The sequence below is a fragment of the Peribacillus sp. N1 genome, from assembly GCF_054600815.1.
This window is the reverse complement of sequence record NZ_BAAHZO010000091.1, coordinates 1-240: the sequence shown is the minus strand read 5'-3', so window position 1 is coordinate 240 and position 240 is coordinate 1. Positions and strand designations below refer to the sequence as shown.

Here is a 240-nt window from a genome sequence, read left to right as displayed (position 1 = left end):
AAACGGAATTAGCCCAAACCAAGAGGCTTGCCTCTTGGGGGTGTAGGACACTCAACATGGAGTTACCAAGGAACGGGGTAAATGAAGCGATCTGGAAAGATCCGTCGAAGAAGGTAAAAACCCTGTAGTTGAAACTTCGTTCACTCCTGAGTGGATCCTGAGTACGGCGGGACACGAGAAATCCCGTCGGAAGCAGGGAGTACCATCTCCCAAGGCTAAATACTCCCTAGTTACCGATAG

1 rRNA gene is annotated in these 240 nt (G+C 50.0%); it reads left to right on the top strand.

The features are described 5' to 3' along the window. Window positions 1-240: ribosomal RNA gene (locus tag ACYP5M_RS26700) — 23S ribosomal RNA — on the top strand; the annotation flags it as partial.